Annotated in this window: 12 protein-coding genes; 10 read left to right on the forward strand and 2 right to left on the reverse strand. The window is 38.1% G+C overall.

Annotated elements, in window-relative coordinates; all coding sequences use genetic code 11:
• The first annotated feature begins 241 nt into the window (after positions 1–241).
• On the forward strand, positions 242–1687 hold the full coding sequence (locus tag BK581_RS17250; RefSeq protein ID WP_078579320.1) for an NADP-dependent glyceraldehyde-3-phosphate dehydrogenase: 1446 nt from the start codon (positions 242–244) through the stop codon (positions 1685–1687).
• A gap of 120 nt (positions 1688–1807) precedes the next feature.
• On the opposite strand, the gene BK581_RS17255 is transcribed toward BK581_RS17250, so the two are convergent.
• Positions 1808–2578: a DUF6612 family protein gene (locus tag BK581_RS17255; protein ID WP_078579321.1), complete on the reverse strand. Its 771-nt coding sequence runs from the start codon at positions 2576–2578 to the stop codon at positions 1808–1810.
• A gap of 211 nt (positions 2579–2789) precedes the next feature.
• Positions 2790–3632: a DUF6612 family protein gene (locus BK581_RS17260; protein WP_078579322.1), complete on the reverse strand. Its 843-nt coding sequence runs from the start codon at positions 3630–3632 to the stop codon at positions 2790–2792.
• A 468-nt stretch (positions 3633–4100) separates the two neighbouring features.
• On the opposite strand from BK581_RS17260, the gene BK581_RS17265 reads away from it, so the two are divergent.
• The 9 genes from BK581_RS17265 to BK581_RS17305 all read left to right on the forward strand — a co-directional run bounded on the left by BK581_RS17265 (position 4101) and on the right by BK581_RS17305 (position 14309).
• Entirely contained in the window at positions 4101–4655 is a 555-nt protein-coding gene (locus BK581_RS17265) for a helix-turn-helix domain-containing protein (protein ID WP_169837775.1), read from the forward strand.
• On the forward strand, positions 4639–4851 hold the full coding sequence (locus BK581_RS17270) for a PLD nuclease N-terminal domain-containing protein (RefSeq protein ID WP_245829132.1): 213 nt from the start codon (positions 4639–4641) through the stop codon (positions 4849–4851). The genes BK581_RS17265 and BK581_RS17270 overlap by 17 nt, the downstream gene beginning before the upstream one ends.
• Positions 4851–5756, forward strand: a complete 906-nt coding sequence (locus BK581_RS17275; protein ID WP_078579324.1) for an ABC transporter ATP-binding protein — start codon at positions 4851–4853, stop codon at positions 5754–5756. Before BK581_RS17270 ends, BK581_RS17275 begins: the two co-directional genes overlap by 1 nt.
• Positions 5753–6541 carry an ABC transporter permease gene (locus BK581_RS17280; RefSeq protein WP_078579325.1) on the forward strand — a complete coding sequence of 263 codons (789 nt, stop codon included), beginning with the start codon at positions 5753–5755 and terminating at the stop codon, positions 6539–6541. Before BK581_RS17275 ends, BK581_RS17280 begins: the two co-directional genes overlap by 4 nt.
• 949 nt (positions 6542–7490) lie before the next feature.
• Entirely contained in the window at positions 7491–7793 is a 303-nt protein-coding gene (locus BK581_RS17285; RefSeq protein WP_078579326.1) for a DUF4212 domain-containing protein, read from the forward strand.
• Positions 7794–7911: 118 nt separating this feature from the next.
• Positions 7912–9585 (forward strand): sodium:solute symporter family protein, encoded by a 1674-nt coding sequence (locus BK581_RS17290; protein ID WP_078579327.1) that lies wholly within the window; start codon positions 7912–7914, stop codon positions 9583–9585.
• Positions 9586–11150: 1565 nt separating this feature from the next.
• Complete coding sequence (locus tag BK581_RS17295) at positions 11151–11981, forward strand: electron transfer flavoprotein subunit beta/FixA family protein (RefSeq protein WP_078579328.1); 831 nt, start codon at positions 11151–11153, stop codon at positions 11979–11981.
• Entirely contained in the window at positions 11978–13021 is a 1044-nt protein-coding gene (locus BK581_RS17300; protein WP_078579329.1) for an electron transfer flavoprotein subunit alpha/FixB family protein, read from the forward strand. Before BK581_RS17295 ends, BK581_RS17300 begins: the two co-directional genes overlap by 4 nt.
• Positions 13014–14309 carry an FAD-dependent oxidoreductase gene (locus BK581_RS17305; protein ID WP_078579330.1) on the forward strand — a complete coding sequence of 432 codons (1296 nt, stop codon included), beginning with the start codon at positions 13014–13016 and terminating at the stop codon, positions 14307–14309. The genes BK581_RS17300 and BK581_RS17305 overlap by 8 nt, the downstream gene beginning before the upstream one ends.

Below are 14309 nucleotides of genomic sequence, written 5' to 3' on the forward strand. Positions count from 1 at the left end.
AGAAACAATTAACGCCATCTTTTTAATTAAGGAAAGAATTATCATTAAAAAAGAAGTAGTTTATTGTTAACAACCCCTTATATTTCTAAAAAAGTTCTATATAGGTTTTAAAAGTCGTTATTTTCTGATAATTTTAAAACATTTTGAGCAGAATGGTTGTTTGTAAGTGTTTTCACATGTTTTAATAAATAACAATGAAAGTAAAACCACTTTCATACTTTAAAGAAATGGAGTGATCTTCGTGAGTTTACGACAAGATAAGAAAGTATATCCTTACCTTTTTAATAATGAGTGGAAAGAAAGTACAACTGGGGAGACTGTAGAAATTATGTCTCCAGATGATGGTGCAGTAGTAGGGGCGGTCCCAGCAATGAGCCAAGATGAGGTAGATCAAGCAGTGAAAAGTGCCTCTGACGTTCAAGAGAATTGGGAAGCGACAGAAGGACACGAACGTTCTGAACTTCTCCATCGATGGGCAGAAGAGTTAGAAAAAATGACAGATGAAATTGGAGAAAAGATACATTTAGAAGTAGGTAAAACATTGTCTGCGGCTAAAAGTGAAGTTAAGCGTACAGCGCAACTCATTCGACATACAGCAGAAGAAGGCTTACGAACTCATGGTAGCTTTATTCAAGGAGATGCTTTCCCTGGTGCTTCTAAAGCAACAAAGGCAATGGTACAAAAAGTGCCTCATGGGGTAGTGCTTGCAATTTCTCCGTTTAACTATCCTGTTAACCTTGCAGCATCTAAAATTGCACCCGCTTTAATTACAGGGAATACAGTGGTGTTTAAGCCAGCAACTCAAGGGGCAATCAGCGGTTTATTAATGGTTGAAGCACTTGTTAAAGCAGGCTTGCCTAAAGGGGTGTTAAATGTCGTGACAGGACGAGGTTCTGTTATTGGAGATTTTGTTGTAACACATCCATCCATCGATATGATTACTTTCACTGGAGGAACTGGAACAGGTCAACATATTGCTAAACAAGCCTCTATGATTCCAGTTGTGCTCGAATTAGGTGGTAAAGATCCAGCCATTGTTTTGGAAGATGCAGATTTAGAAAAAACTGCGAAAGAGATTGTCGGAGGAGCTTTAAGCTATTCAGGTCAGCGTTGTACGGCAATTAAACGTGTGATGGTTATGAATAGCGTTGCAGATGAACTTGTTGCTAAAATTAAAGATAAAGTTGAAACATTAAAAGTAGGTAAATCAAGTGAAAATGCAGATATTACCCCTATGATCGATCAAAAATCAGCAGACTTTGTTGTGTCATTGATTGACGATGCAAAGGAAAAAGGTGCTACGGTTGTTACGGAAGGTATTCGTAATGAAAACCTCTTAGGTGCAACGGTATTAGATAATGTGACGGAAGATATGGAATTAGCATGGGAAGAGCAATTTGGTCCGGTTATTCCTATCATGCGTGTAGAGAATGAGTTAGAGGCTATCGATTTAGAAAAGCGCAATCAATATGGCTTACAAGCAAGTATTTTCACTAAAAACTTTGAGAATGCTTTTACAATTGCCGATAAGTTAAATGTGGGAACAGTTCAAGTGAATGGTAAAACGTCTCGTGGTCCTGACCACTTCCCATTCCTCGGAGTTAAAAATTCAGGTCAAGGTGTTCAAGGTATTGGGCGAAGCATTGATTCCATGCTCCGTGATAAAGTATTAGTTTTAAATTTATAAGGTTTATTATAAAATTGGACAGCCCTGTTGCATGCTTTGCAACAGGGCTTTTAGCTATCTATATTGAAAATGGCGATAAGCAGGAATAATTAATAATTTCATATTTAGGGACACTGCTAATTAATAGTCGATATGAGTGGCATTTTCTTTAATCTCTTCTGGAATCTCCAACGGCTCAATGTCATTAAAATCGTTAAGAGTTATAGTGATCATTTGGCTTACTTCAATAATGTCAATCATCATTTTCATTTCAATGTTAATATCAGTTTGATAGAACGTTTCTTTATCAAGTGTAATCGTATATGTGATGTCCTCTAAATCAGAAATACCATCCAGAGCCCCTAAATCCATATTATAAAATTCTAATTCCTCTAGGTGTTTTTTAAAATCGTCAGTATTTAATTCATCTTCTTGTAAAGAAATGATATACGACGTATCGGTCTCTTCCATTGTCAAATGAGATAATTGGTTCTCAAAGTAGTTTAAAGTCGTAGTTGTCGATCCAGTATGAAATGCTGGTGCTGTTACAAAGGATTCCACAAGGTCATCAGAAAGTTTGCCCCACTGGTCGGTCGTTGTTTCTTTAAAATAGAAGCCGTCTTCCTCTGAGAAGTTGGTAACATAGTCAACCCCATCTTCTCCACCTATCTCTGAGTGAATTTCTAATGTTAATGGGTCATTAGTTACAGAAGTCTGGGTGTGTGTTAAGGACATGTCATCTTGATCGTCCATAATGAGGCCTTTAGAAACGTCAATAGTCGTCTGAAATGACTGTAATGACTCAGTGGCTGAAATTGCTTCAGATAAGACCTCCTCCAAGGTTAATTCCTTACATGCTGTTAAAGTTGTAAGGATAATTGCAGTCAAGCTTAAAAGTGTCAGTTTTTTCATAGTTGTTATGCCTCCAAAGTAAATGTATATTGCGTTATATAGAACACACCTTGCTAATATTAGCTACAATCTAACAAGAATCATAGTGACCGTAGACTCATTTTTACGAAAAATTCACAAAAGTAACGATGTTTGACAGAATAAAGGTCTTTTATTATAAAAAAGACCGATTGCATTGTCGCAATCGGTCTTTAAAGGGTCATGTTGTGACTTAAAAGTTTAGCTCTTCTGCTTCTTCAAGAACGTCCTCAGGAATTTGAATTGGATCAATGTTATTAAAGTCACTTAACACCATGTGAATTTGCTGACTGGTGGAGATAGTTTCTCCCATCATTGTCATGTTATAAGTCATATCAATATTGGCTTCCGTTTGATAAAACGTCTCTTTATCAACGGTAATTTTGTAAGAGATATTTTCTATATCCATGTCCATCTCATTTAATTCTTCCATGCCAAGCCCCATGTCGTCAAATCCTAAGTCACCAATCTGATCTAAAAAGTCATTCATGTCTAAGTCGTCACCGTCTAATGAGATGATATAAGACGTGTCAGTTGTTTCAACTGACAGGTTTGTAATATTATCTTCAAAGGATTTTAATTGATCTTCAGGACTTGTTTGCATTTCTGATATTGCCATAAGATCATCTGAGAAATCGTCTCCCATTTTCACCCATCCACCTAAAGTAGGATCCTCAATATAAAAACCATCTTCTTCAGTGAAGTAAGATAAAAATTCCATATTAGTATCTTCTCCAAGACCTAGTTCACCCATATCCATACGAGTAACTATTTCCATCGTCATAGGCTCTAACGTTAACGATACATCAGAAGTGGTATCGAAACTCATTGATTCAAGCTCGCCTTCTTCATTCTCTCCTTCTAACGTTTGGGCCATTTCCATTGATAAAGTATAAGAGTCCAATTCTTCCATTGTAGAAATTGACTTACTCAAAATCTCTTCTACACTAAGTCCATCGTCAGATGTGGTGTCACCACATGCTGCTAAGCTCAGTAAGGTAACTGCTGATAAACTAGTTAACAATGATTTTTTCATAAAATAACCTCCAAAAGAATGTCTAATATGGTGTACGAACGAACCGATTAAAAAGTTTCATTTCCCTGAAACATTTTCTTAATTTGGTGATTCATTCATTAAAATACTCTACCTAAGTTTAACGTATAAGGGAGTGTTAGTGCGAGAAATATAAAGAAATTTTTTGAAAATAAACGTTTGGTTTATATAGACATTAAGACAGACTGTATTTAAATGTGTGGTGTGATCGTTAGAGGACATGTTTTAAAATTTATCCCACGATTAAGGGGCAGTAAAACCCCCACTGATTGAAGTTTAGCTTTATAAAACAATAATAAAAAGATGCCTTTAATGTCGGATTATAACGTTTTATCTTATGGCACAGGCATACTTAAGATCCCCCACACTGTATTAGTTGTCAAGAAAGGGGATTATGGTATAATGTTATCAAAAGTGATAATATTATATTTATTGATAATGGAGGGAATTATGAAGCAACGGAAGATTGATGTCGTGTTACATCCAATACGCATGCAACTCATTCAAGCATTAATTAAAAAGCCTATGACAGTGCAGGAGTTACTTAACGACTTGCAAGGTGTGGCACAGGCAACGTTATATCGTCACCTGAATTTATTGAAAGATCATCACATTATTCGCATAAAAGAAGAACGACAAGTGCGAGGAGCCGTTGAGAAAACGTATGAACTACTGGAGGGAGCAGCTATTATTTCTGCTGAGGAAGCAGAGACTATTACGAAAGAAGAGCATCAGCGTTATTTTTTAAGATATTTTGCAATGATTCTAAAGCAATTCGACGATTATCTTGAGGGTGATGTCACCATGGAGCAAGATGGGTTTGGTTATACGCAAATAGAACTGGCATTGACGGATGAAGAGTTCCAGTCTTTTACGCTTGAATTTAGTGAGCTTTTAAAACGATATGGAAATAAGATGAATTCTCAAGCAAGAAAACGAACACTTTCAACAATTTTACTTCCTGAAAAAAAAGGTGGAGGGGAAAAAAATGACCGAAGTGATTGAATTTTTACACGAGATTAATTGGACATTATTTATTCCTATTATAGCCCTTCAATTTATTTTAGTGCTCATAGCTCTTATTGACTGTGCTAGGCAGGAAAAGACTAATGGACCAAAATGGTTGTGGGTACTTATTATTATAGCAGTCAATTTATTAGGGCCAATTTTATATTTTATTTTTGGAAGGAGTCAAAACTAATGGGACTCATTGAGACGAAAAATTTAACGAAAAGATATAAAGGAGACGAAGCAGTTAAAAACATCTCATTAACTATTCAGGAAGGAGTGTGTACGGCACTTCTTGGGCCGAATGGCGCGGGGAAGACAACAACACTTAATTTACTTACAGGTTTAATTAAACCATCTAATGGTCACATTTCTTTCCATCAGGACTATCCGGGAGACCGAAGAAAGTTTATTGGTTATCTTCCTCAATCTCCTCAGTTTTATAACTGGATGAGTGGAATAGAATTTGCTGTATTTGCAGCTGAATTAGCAGGTATGAATCGCTCTTTAGCTAAAAAAAGGGCTAATGAAATGATGGAACTCGTAGGTTTATTAGAAGTAAAACATAAGAAAATTGCTAGTTATTCCGGTGGGATGAAGCAGCGTTTAGGTATTGCTCAAGCGCTCGTTCACGAGCCGAAACTTATTATCTTGGATGAGCCGGTGTCTGCTTTGGATCCTATTGGTCGTAGAGACGTATTAGAACTAATGAGGCGACTTAAGTCACAGACATCAATTTTGTTCTCTACCCACGTGCTTCACGATGCAGAAGAGATATCTGATGATATTTATATTATGAAAGAAGGCGAAGTGGTGATAGGAGGTTCTCTAAAAGAATTGAAAAAGAAATATCAGCAACCGACTATCATCATTGAAACAGAGAAAAATCATGACAGTTGGATGGAGAAGGTGAAAGATAACTCATGGATCGAAGGTGTTAAGCATCATAATGGCACGGTTACTCTAGAAGTTAAAAACGTGAATCAAGCGAGACAACAGCTGCTAAACGATCAAGACTTACATGACTTAAATATTGAGCGGTTTGAAGTCGTTAAAACATCATTAGAAGACTTGTTTATGAAGGTGGCGATTAAATGAAGATATGGTGGGTATTATTTAAAAAAGAAATGTCAGAAGCGGCTAGAAATTTTAAATGGATGTGGCTGCCTATCGTTTTTATTTTACTAGGTATTATGCAACCTGTCACATCTTATTATTTACCTGATATGTTAGAACAATTTGGGGACCTCCCAGAAGGGGCATTGCTTGAGATTCCTTTGCCGAGTGGTGCGGAAGTATTAGCGGGAACTTTTGGCCAATTCAGTCAGATCGGGCTGCTCGTCCTAGTCCTTGCTTTTATGGGAACCATCTCCAATGAAAAAAATATGGGAACACATGTTATGGTACTTGTTAAACCTGTGTCTTTCAGAAGTTACATTTTAGCTAAATGGTTACATATTTTAGTAATAGCATCGTGTTCATTTGCAGTTGGTTACATGGCTGCTATCTATTACACGTTTCATCTTATAGAACAAGTGCCTTTTTTAAATATCGTTTATGCTGGCCTTATTTATTTTCTATGGTTAATCTTTCATTTGACACTGATGGTTAGTTTAAGTGCTTTAAGTAAAAGTACGGCTTTTGTAGCATTTATGACGCTTGCTACAGCGGCTGTTTTAACGCTATTAAGTTCATATATCCCAAATGCCATGCGGTGGTCACCTGGGATATTGACAACCCATAGTCAAGCGGTGTTACAATCAGGCACACCTAATAGTTACTTTTGGTTGAGCATTATTATGACAGTATTAGTTACCGTTTTTCTTTTGATTGCTAGTACTCACCTCTTCAATAAAAAGGAATTAACTAAAAGTACCTCTTAAAAGAATGGAGGTCATAAATCATAATTGTTTGACATGCAATCAAATAGAGCATTATTAAGAAAATAACACAGTTCCTGTATATTAAGGAGCTCTGTTATTTTTTTGTGATGTCCTCTGCTCTTCATCAGCTTCCCCTTCTAATGTCTCTGTTTGAAAGGGCTGAATGGTGTCGTATTTTATGACTAATTTCCCCTAATAATCACTCTTTAAAAACAGAATTTTTAAGGCAAAAGGGACATTGAGACGGAAGCTGTCTTGGTACCTATAAATATCAGATCGAATGAAAGTATAAATGTTGTTTATTTCATTTAACACTGGCTTTAGGCCGGCTTCCATCCACTTAATAGCGTCCGGTCATTTGAACTTACGATCATATTAAAAATTTACAGCTAAAGGGGCTAAGGCGGTTTGCCATTGGGAAATCCAGCGATAGGAAAAATGTAGTTAAGTTTACCGAATTTATGATTATAAATAACAACAAAGGAAAAAAAGCGACAACACGAGGCAAAAAATGGCGCATTTTCTTTCTTGACTAATTATTAAATTATAAGCATAATAAAAAATGCAATTTTCATAAAATTAAATCATTTAATGTGTAATTCTAAAATGATAACGCTTTCTTTCACGAAGGGGAGGTACTATGCTTTTTATTTTTACTGTTATCACCTTATTCAGCTTAGTTATAACGTTTCGTTACCGTAAAGTGTTCTTCTTAGCCCTACCATTCCTAACAATTTTTATATATTTCCTTCATCAGATTATCCTTGTCCCAGCACCGTTCATGGAAACTGTTAAGTTTATATTTAGTTTAAGGTAAAAGAAGAGTAGATACGGAGGAGGTATGTAACCGTGAGTGTGCGAGGACTGAGAGAATGTACTATTGGAATGGTAGAAAAGAGTAAGTAAAACCAAAAATGATTAACTCATTGATCTTTGTGGAGGTGACCAAGTGAAGAAAATGGACCGGAAACTAGCAAATCGTTATTTTAAAGAACGAACACGTTATATGAGCTTCTATTTTATCGTTTGGTTCGTCGTTTCTTATGGTGTGGTTATATTTGCTGAGCCATTGAGTCATTTCTCGATCAACGGATATCCTTTTCATTATTTTATGGGGGCACAGGGATCCATTGTCACGTTCATTGTTTTACTGTTTATTAATGCCTCAGTAAGCGATGCTATCGATAAGAAATTTGGTATTTTGAAAAATGATAATAAAAGGTTAAATAAAGAAAAGGCGATTAATAACTGAACTGTTGTGTTTACAAAGAATAAATAGAACTCCTCGAACAATGTGCTTTTAATTTGTTTTTTATAATTTAAAAAAGATATTAATCAATTGCTGAGCGGAAGAGAGAAGGAGGGGTATGTTGGATACACAGTTTTTAGTTTCATTATCGGTTATTATGGCATCCTTTGCCATATACATTGGAATCGCTATATATAATAAAGCACGCGCTACATCGGATTTTTATGTAGCTGGAAGGGGAGTCCCAGCAGTCTTTAATGGTATGGCTATTGGGGCAGATTGGATGAGTGCTGCTTCCTTTATTGGGATGGCTGGCACGATCATGCTGCTTGGATATGATGGGCTCGCGTACATCATGGGATGGACTGGTGGCTATTTGCTGCTCACTTTTTTACTTGCTCCCCAGCTACGTAAGTACGGACGTTATACCGTTCCTGAATTTATTGGTGACCGGTATGAAAGTCATTGGGCACGTTTTATTGCTGCCGTGTGTACGATTATTATTAGTTTCACTTATTCAATTGGGCAGTTGTCCGGCTCTGGTGTGGTTATCGGAAGATTGTTTGAGATCGATGCTAAATTTGGCACGATGATCGGAGTCGTACTCATTGCTTTTTATGCTGCATTTGGAGGGATGAAAGGGATCACATGGACACAGGTAGCTCAATATATTATCTTAATTACTGCTTATTTAATTCCAGTTATCTTCATGTCACTTCAATTAACCGGTAATCCCATGCCGTGGATTTCATATGGTGAGATTATTGGGAAAATGGGGGAACTTGATCGAGAACTTGGGATCTCAGAATACTTTGCCCCATTTACTAACGATACAAAATGGCAGTTCATCGCACTCATGTTTACACTGATGGCTGGAACTGCAGGTTTACCGCATGTTATCGTTCGCTTCTATACAGTTTCTTCTATGAAAGCAGCGCGATGGTCAGGGGCTTGGGCCTTACTGTTTATTGGCTTGTTGTATTTATCGGCACCTGCCTACGCGGCATTCTCTCGTTTTATTCTAATGACAAATGTTGCAGGTAGTAAGATTACAGAGCTTCCTGAGTGGACACAACCGTGGATTGATACGGGAAGGCTGCAGCTGGCGGATGAAAATGGGGATGGGATTCTGCAATGGAATGAATTGATCATATCAAATGATATCGTCGTCATGGCCACGCCAGAAATCGCTAATCTTGGGGTATTTGTTATCGGACTCGTTGCTGCTGGTGCAATGGCAGCTGCCTTGTCAACAGCTGGTGGACTGATGATTGCTATCTCCTCCTCTTTCGCGCATGATATCTATTACCGCGTATGGAAGCCGGAAGCGACAGAACAAACGCGGTTAAAAGTCGCCCGTTGGTCCATCGCCACTGCCACTTTGTTAGCTGGGGTGATCGCTTTAGATCCACCTGGGGCGATCACACAAATCGTCGCATGGGCGTTCGCTCTTGCCACAGGGACATTTTTCCCAGCGCTTGTTCTCGGTGTTTGGTGGAAACGTTCTAATACCAAAGGGGTTATTGCTGGTTTGCTGGTCGGATTAATTACCACACTTAGTTATATTTTTGCTGCTAAGTATGGCGGTTTTACGATTCTTGGGATTATAGATACAGGGGCAGGTGTCTTTGGTGCAGCTGCTGCATTTTTAACAAATATCATTGTCTCGCTGGCTACGGATGAGCCTTCGCAAAAAATTCAAGAAGAGGTAATTGACCTTCGTTACCCTGAACAAATGGTTTATAAGGATGGTGAGGTATGGCTGGTGGATGATCATAAAAAGACATCTCACTGAGAAAGTGCTAGAAGCTGTATCATCCTCTTTTATTTTAATTTAAGAAGGAATTGACAGCTTCATATAAATAAGTGGGTTGATTTCATAATGATGTTTTCAAAGCAAAAACAAGAATCGATACATTTCATTCAAAAGGCGGATGGTTAAACGAATCTTCAATCCAAAGGCAGTTTTCTTATTTTTCTTTTGATTGGTCGTTGAGTCAATCAGGAGATTAGCGTCCGTTAGCTTTCTTCTCTAGCCAGGAGTTTTACGGACGCTTATCTGTGATATGGCTTTATAAAAAGAGGCGGAACGCCACCTCTTGGATCGGGGGGCCGCTCTTATCGGTTGGGGGTGGGCAGGTTAAGTACTCGGTCTGGGACATAGACGGAAAAAATCCCCTTAAATAGTTTTTAGCCATGATGATAGCTTAAATAGACGGAGAAATTCCGCTAATGATCCGGCAAATCTGAGGAATGGAGCGTTTTTCTTTAGATAATCGGAAAAATTCCGCCTATATTCACAAAAATGGGCTCTCTCCTGCATCTAACCGAAAAATATCCGCTTATTTTACTTTCGCTAATGACGCGATTATTGACAAAACTTTTTATCTACAGGTAAAGAGATAAATTAGTTTATAAAAAAGGTGCCTAAATGCGTTTTTTATAAATAACAAGCCTGTTGTATTAGGGTTTCACGTTGTCTTTTTTGTCACTAATGTTCATTAAAGTTAGTTATGGAAAGAAAAAGACCTTTATAATGAGTCAGATGGTAACCCGTCGAAATCCATCTTTAACCTGTTACTTCTTTTTTGGTTCTACGCCTCTAGAATCATTAAAACTGAAAATAGCTCATAATATTTTTGGAAAGGACAGTATAGATGGTTATTGACGAATTTTAAAAATAGGTTGTTACTTTAAACTATTTTTGATATAAATAAACTAAAGAAATCGCTTTCAAACCTTTCTGTTTAGTAAGTTTATAAAATTTCTTTTAACGGATTACATCACCTTTTTATGTAACACTGGCAGTATTAAGGTGATGAAATGTTCTTACAGTTATGATTCCACGCGTGCATTCAACTAGTCGTCATTTCCTCTTAGAGATAGGCACACAGCAAGCTTATTTATCCTTAACTCACCACATTTAACTATCGTGTTCATCTTCATCAACTCAGTTTTTTTACTTGTTACTATTTTAATGAGGGTTAATCATTCTCCTACTTGCATAATAGTGATAAGATAAAGCATTTATTTCGAAATAGCGCTTGAAAGGATTTCTTAATAGTTTAGTAATGAAGGGGGGACGTAACATAACTGGATAGATTAATGACAGCCTTTTATAAGCGTGCTGTGATAACCCAGTTATAGGGGAAGTCATACACTTTTAATAATGGCGGTAAAAATAGCACTATCGTGATGCCATCTTCATTTAGAACGGCATTGTTCGTGAAACTTTGAACAAATGATTGGTAACATCCTTACCGGTGTAGAGACTATGAAACTGTGAATCGGAAGTCCTGTTTAATTAAGAGGGTTTGATATTTGATTCGTAAAATATTGGTGAAAAGAGGGGGGAATGTCATGAATGTTCTAGTTTGTATTAAGCAAGTTCCGGATACGAAGATCATTAAAGTAAACCCGAAGACGAATACACTTGACCGCTCCAGTGCACCGGCTATATTAAATCCGTATGATGCCCATGCAGTGGAGGAAGCAGTGCGTCTTACAGAACAACATGGTGGGAAAGTCATCGTGCTATCGATGGGACCACCCCAAGCGAGAATAGCTATTAAGAAATGTATCGAAATAGGGGCTGATGAAGGCTATTTAATTTCCGACCGGCGATTTGCTGGGGCAGATACGCTTGCTACAAGTTATGCGCTTTATAAAGCAATTGAAAAGTTAATTAAGGAAGAAGGCATTGATCTCGTATTATGTGGTAAACATGCGATTGATGGTGATACAGGGCAAGTGGGGCCTGGTATTGCTCGCCGTATGGAAATTCCACCATTAACAAATGTCATACGTGTGGAGAAAGTGGACACTGATGAAGGAAGCATTATCGTTCATCGTAAAATTGAAAATGGTTATGAACGTATTCAATCAACGCTACCGTGTCTACTTACTGTAGAAAAAGAAATTAATGAAGTCGCTTATTCACCACTTCCTAACATGATTAAAGCTGCTAGGTATGAACCAATAGTATGGACAGTTGATGACTTGAATGATGTGGATGTCAAGCAGTTAGGGTTAAAAGGGTCTCCTACAATTGTTGGGAAAATGTGGCCGCCGGAAAAAAGCTCAGGTGCGGACATGATCGGAGGAACAGTTGAAGAACAAGTTGAGCAATTACTGACAATCACTCTTGAAAAAAGAGAATTATTCAGTGTGAAAGGAGGGGAGACAACATGAATCTTGAGGATTATAAGGACGTATGGGTGTTCATTGAACAACAGGACAGTCACATTATTGATGTAGGATTAGAATTGCTTGGAGCTGGAAGGGAGCTAGCTGATAAACTTGACGTTAAATTGTGTGGTTTTATATTAGGTGATCACGTGACTGAAGCGGCAGAAAGCTTATATGCATACGGTGCAGACAAAGTGTATGTGATTGAGGATCCTATTTTAAAAGACTATCGTACAGAAACATATATGAAAGCAACAGGAGATTTAGTTAGAAAATACAAACCTGAAATTATCCTTTATGGGGCAACAGCCAATGGGAAAGACCTTGCCAGTGCAGTAGCTACAGAAGTGATGACGGGGCTTACAGCCGATACGACGTTATTGGATATTAATGTTGAGAAGCGCTTATTTGAAGCGAGCAGGCCAGCATTTGGCGGCAATATTATGGCCACTATTCTCTGTAAAAAACATCGTCCGCAAATGGCGACTGTTAGGCCAAAAGTTATGAAAAAACCAGACCCTGATTGGCATAGAGAAGGGACTCTTGAACTGGTTTCCGAAGCTATTTCTTTAAAAGAGGACACTCTCCGGACCAAGGTTATTGAAATTGTTAGGGAGGCTAAAAAGGCAGTTAATTTAGAGGAAGCAGATGTTATCGTTGCAGCAGGTAAAGGGATTAAAGACGAAAAAGGGTTCCAGATGGTTAAAGAATTAGCTGATGCTTTAGGTGCTTCCGTAGGTGCGAGTAGAGATATTGTTGAAGCGGGTCTTTGTGGACATGATCATCAAGTTGGTCAAACGGGCTTAACCGTTACACCTAAACTGTATATTGCTATAGGTATCTCTGGGGCCGTTCAACATATTGTAGGTATGCAGAATTCAGACTTAATAATCGCCATTAATAACGATCCTGACGCTGCTATTTTTAATGCTGCACATGTTGGTGTCGTAGCTGATGCATTTGAAATCGTGCCTATGCTAACACAGGCCTTTCGAACTCAGTTAGCAGGAGAAGAAGCAGGGGGAGTGACAGCTGATGTCTGAAAAATTTGATGTGATCGTTGTAGGAGCCGGGCCCGCAGGAACAAGCTGCGCATATACTGCAGCAAAAAATGGTTTAAAGGTTTTGCTTATTGAAAGAGGTGAATATCCAGGGGCAAAAAATGTCATGGGAGGGATTCTTTACAGAAAACAATTAGAAGAAATTATACCGGAATTTTGGAAAGAAGCCCCTATAGAACGGCCTGTCGTGGAGCAGCGTTTCTGGTTTTTAGATAAAGAATCGATGGTGACGACTAGTTATAAAGGTTTGGAGTGGGGGAAGGAGCCTTTTAACAATTTTACGGTGCTCAGAGCGAAATTTGATAAATGGTTTGCTGATAAAGCGGTAGAGCAGGGAGCCCTTCTCATTAATGAAACGGTTGTGACAGAATGCCTTGTTGAGGATGACAAAGTGATTGGTGTTAAAACAGATCGTCCCGATGGCGATATTTATGCAGATGTGGTTGTATTAGCTGACGGAGTGAACTCATTACTTGCAAAGCAGCTCGGTTTTCATAAAGAATGGAAGCCAAATGAAGTGGCATTAACCGTCATGGAAGTATTGAAAATCCAAAAGAAGGTCATTAACGAACGATTCAATATTAAAGATGATCAGGGCGTGTCTGTTGAAATATTTGGAGATGCCACTCAAGGAATTTTAGGCACAGGCTTTTTGTATACAAATAAGGATAGCGTTAATATCGGCGTTGGTACCACGTTATCAGGCATGGTAAAGAAAAAACTAAAGCCTTATGAACTGTTGGATCGCTTAAAAGAGCATCCAATGATTCAACCTTATATAGAAGGTGCGGAAACACAGGAATATTTAGCCCATTTAATTCCAGAAGGTGGCTATCATGCTATTCCTAAACTTGTAGGGAACGGTGTTATGGTTGCAGGGGACGCTGCGCAGTTTGTCAATGCTATTCATCGAGAAGGCTCTAATATGGCAATGGCGTCAGGAAAAATGGCTGCTGAAACAATCATAGAAGCAAAGAAAACAGATGATTTCTCCGAGCGAACACTTGACAGTTATCGAACCAATATTTATGACAGTTTCATTGGAAAAGATCTTAAAAAATATAAAGATGCTGCCCATACATTTGAAGAAAATCCTCAATACTTCCAAGAATATATTCCATTAATGAACGAAGCCATGCACGCCTTCTTCTCGGTAGATGGCACACCTAAACGAGAAAAACAGAAAAAAATTATGGCAAAAATGACGGCAGGAAGAGGGAAGATTGGTTTAGCGAAAGATATGTACAGAGCCTGGAAGGCGGTGAAATAA

The organism is Salipaludibacillus agaradhaerens, assembly GCF_002019735.1.
Lineage (GTDB): Bacteria > Bacillota > Bacilli > Bacillales > Salisediminibacteriaceae > Salipaludibacillus > Salipaludibacillus agaradhaerens.

Coding starts and splice junctions, on each gene's coding strand:
- BK581_RS17255 (WP_078579321.1), bottom strand. CDS start 2,578: ATGAAAAAACTGACACTTTTAAGCTTGACTGCAATTATCCTTACAACT.
- BK581_RS17260 (WP_078579322.1), bottom strand. CDS start 3,632: ATGAAAAAATCATTGTTAACTAGTTTATCAGCAGTTACCTTACTGAGC.
- BK581_RS17265 (WP_169837775.1), top strand. CDS start 4,101: ATGAAGCAACGGAAGATTGATGTCGTGTTACATCCAATACGCATGCAA.
- BK581_RS17270 (WP_245829132.1), top strand. CDS start 4,639: ATGACCGAAGTGATTGAATTTTTACACGAGATTAATTGGACATTATTT.
- BK581_RS17275 (WP_078579324.1), top strand. CDS start 4,851: ATGGGACTCATTGAGACGAAAAATTTAACGAAAAGATATAAAGGAGAC.
- BK581_RS17280 (WP_078579325.1), top strand. CDS start 5,753: ATGAAGATATGGTGGGTATTATTTAAAAAAGAAATGTCAGAAGCGGCT.
- BK581_RS17295 (WP_078579328.1), top strand. CDS start 11,151: ATGAATGTTCTAGTTTGTATTAAGCAAGTTCCGGATACGAAGATCATT.
- BK581_RS17300 (WP_078579329.1), top strand. CDS start 11,978: ATGAATCTTGAGGATTATAAGGACGTATGGGTGTTCATTGAACAACAG.
- BK581_RS17305 (WP_078579330.1), top strand. CDS start 13,014: ATGTCTGAAAAATTTGATGTGATCGTTGTAGGAGCCGGGCCCGCAGGA.